Origin of the sequence: Cytobacillus sp. SAFR-174 (genome assembly GCF_051964675.1) — a bacterium.
Taxonomy (GTDB): Bacteria; Bacillota; Bacilli; order Bacillales; family Cytobacillaceae; genus Cytobacillus.
The window spans coordinates 140,005-146,004 of record NZ_JBQCMZ010000011.1 but is presented as its reverse complement, the minus strand read 5'-3'; the positions used below and the strand labels follow the sequence as shown (position 1 = coordinate 146,004).

At 40.5% G+C, this 6,000-nt stretch carries 8 protein-coding genes; 1 reads left to right on the top strand and 7 read right to left on the bottom strand.

Annotated elements, in window-relative coordinates; genetic code table 11:
• Nucleotides 1–209: 209 nt before the first annotated feature.
• The 6 genes from ACTHRG_RS13370 to ACTHRG_RS13345 form a co-directional block, all read right to left on the bottom strand.
• Nucleotides 210–1,424: a TerD family protein gene (locus ACTHRG_RS13370; RefSeq protein WP_076263548.1), complete on the bottom strand. Its 1,215-nt coding sequence runs from the start codon at nt 1,422–1,424 to the stop codon at nt 210–212.
• 256 nt (nt 1,425–1,680) lie between these two features.
• A complete protein-coding gene (locus tag ACTHRG_RS13365) occupies nt 1,681–2,508 on the bottom strand; it encodes an alpha/beta fold hydrolase (protein ID WP_076263551.1) in 828 nt (275 codons plus the stop codon).
• Between the two features lie 3 nt (nt 2,509–2,511).
• On the bottom strand, nt 2,512–3,162 hold the full coding sequence (locus ACTHRG_RS13360; protein ID WP_440231316.1) for a hypothetical protein: 651 nt from the start codon (nt 3,160–3,162) through the stop codon (nt 2,512–2,514).
• A gap of 83 nt (nt 3,163–3,245) precedes the next feature.
• Nucleotides 3,246–3,482 carry a hypothetical protein gene (locus ACTHRG_RS13355; RefSeq protein WP_076263557.1) on the bottom strand — a complete coding sequence of 79 codons (237 nt, stop codon included), beginning with the start codon at nt 3,480–3,482 and terminating at the stop codon, nt 3,246–3,248.
• A gap of 127 nt (nt 3,483–3,609) precedes the next feature.
• Entirely contained in the window at nt 3,610–4,263 is a 654-nt protein-coding gene (locus ACTHRG_RS13350) for an NAD(P)H-binding protein (protein ID WP_076263560.1), read from the bottom strand.
• Between the two features lie 74 nt (nt 4,264–4,337).
• Nucleotides 4,338–4,529 (bottom strand): hypothetical protein, encoded by a 192-nt coding sequence (locus tag ACTHRG_RS13345; protein ID WP_076263563.1) that lies wholly within the window; start codon nt 4,527–4,529, stop codon nt 4,338–4,340.
• A gap of 352 nt (nt 4,530–4,881) precedes the next feature.
• On the opposite strand from ACTHRG_RS13345, the gene ACTHRG_RS13340 reads away from it, so the two are divergent.
• On the top strand, nt 4,882–5,370 hold the full coding sequence (locus ACTHRG_RS13340) for a pyridoxamine 5'-phosphate oxidase family protein (protein ID WP_076263565.1): 489 nt from the start codon (nt 4,882–4,884) through the stop codon (nt 5,368–5,370).
• A 128-nt stretch (nt 5,371–5,498) separates the two neighbouring features.
• On the opposite strand, the gene ACTHRG_RS13335 is transcribed toward ACTHRG_RS13340, so the two are convergent.
• Nucleotides 5,499–5,645, bottom strand: coding sequence for a hypothetical protein (locus ACTHRG_RS13335; protein WP_175609187.1), 147 nt, complete (start codon nt 5,643–5,645; stop codon nt 5,499–5,501).
• Nucleotides 5,646–6,000: the final 355 nt, after the last annotated feature.

Here is a 6,000-nt window from a genome sequence, read left to right as displayed (position 1 = left end):
TTCAGCTAATGGTTCGCATATCCCAACGCCCATAGCGGACTTTCACCGCCAAGTTAATGAACATGCCTGGCACACAAAAAGCGTATTCTTTTTCAAAGAATACACTTTGGCTTCACTTAATTAATTTCTAAGTTGCTGATAAAATTAAGCTGGTTAGAAACTCCTCCAACCAGCTTAATTTTATCAGGTTTTTTCTATAAATCTACTCTTCACAAATCTCCAATATCCGGCTTATTGGACTGCACCCGGTTGATATTCAGAACCTTTGGATCTGCTGCATCCGTATTGTCTATTTTGCAGATGATACACCATCTGCCTTTTACTTTTGACGTTAACGGAACTTCTATATCATCTCCGTTGCCGGTTTTGACGAGGACTCGGCCATCGTATTTGGCAAAGTTCTCCCCTTTGGAGATGAAGCCGAGAAACCTGAAGATATTCGTGGCAATAATGACTGAGTCCAAATCCTTCAGTGTTTTGATCGTTAGGTTTTCTGAATTGTTTCCAGACGTGTTTCCGACACCGGAGTCTCGATCAAGCTTAATAAATGGAGAGGCATGAAACCCGCCTTTATTGCCAAAATAAATATGTCCAAACTGGCCTGTTTTGGTTTTATAAAAAGCGTGCAGATCCAAATCTACCCCCTTTGTCCATTTGAGCCTGACTTTAACGTTTTCGATTTTGGCAGCCTTTCTGAGTGAAACCCCTTCTCCAGGCTTATCTAATGTAATTTTTCCAAGCTTAATCGACGGCTGCTGAGCAGCTGGCTCGGGCACACTAGGCGGTTCGGGTTTTACTGCCGTCTCTTGTAAAATAGGACTTTCTATTTCCAGCGCAGGTGCCGCCTCAAAATCTCCGCTCTCCTGATCTTCTTCCACTTCAATGCCAAAATGATTGCATAGTGCAGCAAGTCCGCCGGAAAAACCGCCGGTATTGGCTGAAAACTTCCAATCTCCATTTCTATTATATAATTCACCCAATACTAAAGTGTTTTCAATTGTAAAAGACCCCAGCTTATATGTAAGCAGTTCTTCCCCTGTTGCTGCATTGCTGAATAAAATAGAAGCATTGTTCATTGCTGAGAAAGTCTGATTTTTTTTATCGCCTTCATAGATGGTCAGCGTAAAAACAAGCTTTTCGATAGAAGGTGTTATTAAAGGCAAATTAATGTGAAATATTTCTGTGCTTCTGCCCGTCTCTGCAACCACAGAATGCTGTACAGATTGATCTGTTGAAACACTATTGCCATAAAAAATCATGGAAGAATCATCAGGGCAATGTCCATTTTGGTCAGCCATGAATACAGCTGCATCTATATCATAAGAATCAGGACTTTCCCAGCTGATCCGGATAGAAAGCTGCGATAAATCTGGCCTTGTTTTTGTTAAATCAATGCGGGAACCTTTTTGAATGTCGGCTGTCATATTTTCTGCTCCTTTTTAACCTGTTTACTGATATGATAGCTCATCCGACCAATAACTTCCAGATTAAAGAAGTGTTGGATCTCGCCGGCAGGTTTTATAGGCATCTGTCGATTCTCTCATACTTTTCTATCATCCAAAAAGTGTGTATCCATGGTAAGCTCCCACTAATGGGGCTATTTACAAAATTAGAAAAAGACTGCCATAATGACAGTCTTTGGACAGATCTTGCACAAAGTGTTAATACTGATGCCAAAGTTTATTTTTGACCGGCACCAGCCAATACCCTCTTAACTTCCCGAACAAATCGTGTTTCAGCATCCAGCATAATGAGATGATCAGTGTCTTCAAAAATGACGATATCCGTAAATGGATGAATTGCCTTCATACGAGATGCATAATCCAGTGAAAATTCTTTATCGGTATTTTCATTTAAAGCAATCATCAGTGTTATGTTTACTTCTTCTGGAATTCCAGCCGCTATTTCCTCCGGGTTCAATTCCCATTCAGCCTTCATGTATCCCAGCTGTCCGTCATCATTAATTTTGTATTGATATTTCTTTTCTGCATCATTCCAGACAATTTGATCCAAAACGGCCTGCTCGATGGATGGATTCCATAAAGAAGGATTATCCCCCTTCATAAACTCGATAAAGCTGGATTGGCTTTCGAAGATATGATTGGGCATCGTTCCATCTTCAATGTCTGACCATGATAAGCCCTCTGTCTTACTGAATGGATAGTACCCCCCATCCACCAAAAGTAAATTCTTCACATTTTGATACAGACTTGTATAAACCAGGGCAACGGACGCCCCGATAGAGCTCCCAGCCATACATACCTTACTGCTTAAACCAAGCGAGGCAATTAGCTCATGGATGTCTCCGGATACCTCTTCAAAGGAATAGTGATCTAACGTTTTACTCTTACCATGGCCGGGCAAGTCAATTAAAATTAAATAATAGGAATCTTTCAAGCCATTAACAATCGGCTCCCAAATCTTATTCGTCCAGCATAAACCATGGATAAAAACGATCGGCGGATTTGATCGATCCCCTGCTGTGACATAATGAATATGGTTTGTCATCATTTAACTCCCTTTCTTTTTTCCTCCCGCTTCCCTACTGGTCTCCCTTGCCCACCAGCTTGATTTCATCAATTCTCCACTTTTTCTCTCTGTCAAATCGTCCTTGCGCCTTAACCATAACAAATTGATAATCCTGTTTAATATCCTCTGCCGTATGATAGGTAAGGAAGATTTTATCATTTTCAATTCTGACGCTTTAAGATCAAGAGCCGCATTTGGCACCCATTCAAACCCTTTTTCAAAGAAAAAGCCGCAAGGACAGTTTCCTTCACTATCATTTGTGTAGGATCCTACCCCGTCTTTTAGGGCAATAAACCTATTCGCCTCCTCAAAGGTTTGTACGGCCTTGTAAGTGTCAACCTCCCTTACAGCAGCAGCAAATTCTTTATATTCTACAGCAGACCGCAAAGATTCAATTTCCTTCTCCAATTCCGAAAGACTTTCTTCTAAAGCCTTATTTTCCTTTATTGCCACATCCAGCCTACTAGCTTTTATTTCATATTCATTTTTGAAACTTGCGGCTTCCTCAGCTAACTGATCCTTTTCCTTCCGCAGCTCCTCAGCCTCATTTGAATTAGTTAAGCCATCCATGATAGCCAAAACGGCAATGATCAATAGAATAAGAAAAGCATATGTTTTATAGTTTTTTTTCATAACTCTCCCTCATCCCAGCCAGGTTCTCTGCCAGCTATGGTGCCCATTACATGCAAAAGAAGATTCCCATCAGAACCGCTTTTCTACCATTTATTATTCCACTTATTCCTGTTATTTTGATATTCTCCCCTGAAAATATAATCGGCACTTTTATCTGAGCTCCATTGGGCCAAAAAAGTGGAAATTGTCATAAATATCCCGCCAACAAGAAAACCGGCCATATAATAGCCCATAAAAAATAAAACAAAGGAACCTACAAGCGTTAGAATCATGATCGTAAGCAGCCAATTTATAACTTGCTCTTTTGTTTCATGCTTCATCTTATCCCGCCTTATCGGAAAGTAGAGTTGTATTTATTTTCTAAATATTACCTCTATTTTAACATAAATTCCCTTTCGGGCAGCATAAAAAATAACCTTGACCTCTTGGATCAAAGTTATCAGATTCTTACTCAAACTTCCCGGCACATTCCCGAATCGCTTCACCTTCAAGCGTAACAATGCCGCTTCTTGGCGGTTTCACGGATTGAATCATGGCTTGAGCCAATATTTCTGTCGGCAGCGGTTCCTGAGAACGAAGCAGTCCGAATTTATTAAAAAACTGTACGGCTTTCATTCCGGCAACCTCCATGGTTCTATCACTATTTTTTCGTACCAGCACAGGCGGCTTAAAGATTGTCACGCCAGGAAACCCTAAATCTTTTACTGATTCCTCCAGTTTCCCCTTCATTCTTGGATAAAATAAGGGAGAATTAGGCGACGAGCCTCCTGAAGATACCAAAACATAATGACTGACATGGTTTTCTCTGGCTATTTTGGCAAACTGGTATTGGTAGTCGTAGTCGATTTTCCATTGCGCTTCTTTACTTCCCGCAGCTTTTAAGGTCGTTCCCAAACAAGAAAACAAGACATCGCCTTTCACTGAATGCTTCCATTGTTCGGATTGATCAAAATCAATCACATGCACCTTTAATTTCTCATGCTGGATAGGAAGATCCCGCCTGACAAAAACATCTACCTGATGAAAGGACTCATCTTCCAGCAGCAAATCCAGCAAGTCCTTGCCTGTTGCTCCCGTTGCTCCTATTAATAATGCATGCATTTTTTTCTCCTTATATTCTGGATAGTTTCCTTTAATTATATATCACGTGCATTCAAATAGAGGGAACTAAAGCCTTATTTGTCATTATCTAAGTCACGATCAAGAAAGGAATCCTTATCCTTTTTACTCTCGTACTTATTTTCAAGAAACTGACCAGCAACAGACTTGTTAATGCCATCCCTGACTGCTGCAGAAATGACGAAATACAGAATAAATAGCCCAATAACCCAAAGAAGAATAGAAAATAATAAGGAACCGAAAACCACCTGTAACTCCTCCAAACTTTTAAGTATGCATGTACTACTAGTTATTTGACTTCCTTGCTCGATTAACCTGCCCCTATACGTTAAAAAGAATAAAAATAAGCGGCTGATCACAGATCATTCTGTCCCCTATTCGAACCTATTTGCCCTCCTGATTCCATCAGTCTTTGTCTTAAAACCTCAACAATTTTTGAATACTCTCGTTTACTCGACTGCTTAACACAATTCCCATCCTCCCCAGCTTGACTGAGCATCTTAGACATCCTGCCCTTAAAAAGTTTGATTGGGATATACCTGAATAAAAGCTTGTTTAAAGGGTAATATAACTCTATAAAACTTTTACGAGGTGAGGGAAATGTCTAACGTGATAAATCAAGAAGAAATAGAAACACTGCGAGAGTTAATCAAAGACATTGACACGGCCATGCTGACCACGGTTACGGAGGAAGGACTTGTGTCCCGTCCAATGAAAACACAAGAAGTAGAATTTGATGGTGACTTATGGTTTTTCACGAAAAAAGAGACTGCAAAGTATGAGGAAATTCTTCATGATCAGGATGTTAATGTAGCTTATGCAGGCAAATCCTATGTTTCCGTCCGCGGAAGAGCAGAAATCGTTGAGGATTTGGAAAAGAAAAAAGAATTGTGGAGCAAAGCATATGAAGAAATCATGCAGACATCTTATGATGATCCCAACGTTGTCCTTATTAAGGTAAAAACGGAAGCGGCCGAATATTGGGAGACTGGCAATTTCACGAAAAAAGCAGCTTTTCTCTTTAAACGCATGACAGGGCAAAACTCTAAATCGACAGATATTAACGAAACAGTTGAAATGAATAAATAAAGCAGAAATGGATTGTCTGGATGACAATCCATTTTTGTTGCGACAGATGAGTTCATTTTGACCGATTATGCCCCCCCCACTTTTTTGGCTGCCCATAAAAATATTTTCAGCTTTAGATTTCATTTATCTTAGGAATTAGGAACGGAATTTTCCTGTTCATCATCCGCACTTCCATTTTTAAGGATTTCATTAATTTCGCCAACATCCCCTTTGGCATTAATGATTTCAAATATCTGATTCAGTCCTTCACTAGTTTCCTGATCTTTGTCTCTCATTAGAATTCCTCCTTATAAAGTGAAACTTCAATCAGTGGGGGTTTTCCTTATCCCCCACTGATTGTTAGTCGCGTTCTAGTGTCGCTAAGATCTCCGCTAGCGCTTCGATCAATCGACACTACGAACCCGATTGGTTCAACTAAGCCTCTGCCTGCGCGTCGGCAAGTTTCACTGTATCTCGCCAATCGGGCCTTTACGGGCAGTTTGACCCCCACTTATCCTTCTTTGATTCCTCTGAGTCTTGAAGCGGGGGTCTTACTGCCCGTTAGACTGCGATAAAAATCTTTCATTATAGGGTTTCCAACTTCTCCGTTTATATCCAGACGGACACCGCTTCATCTCCCTTCCCGTGATT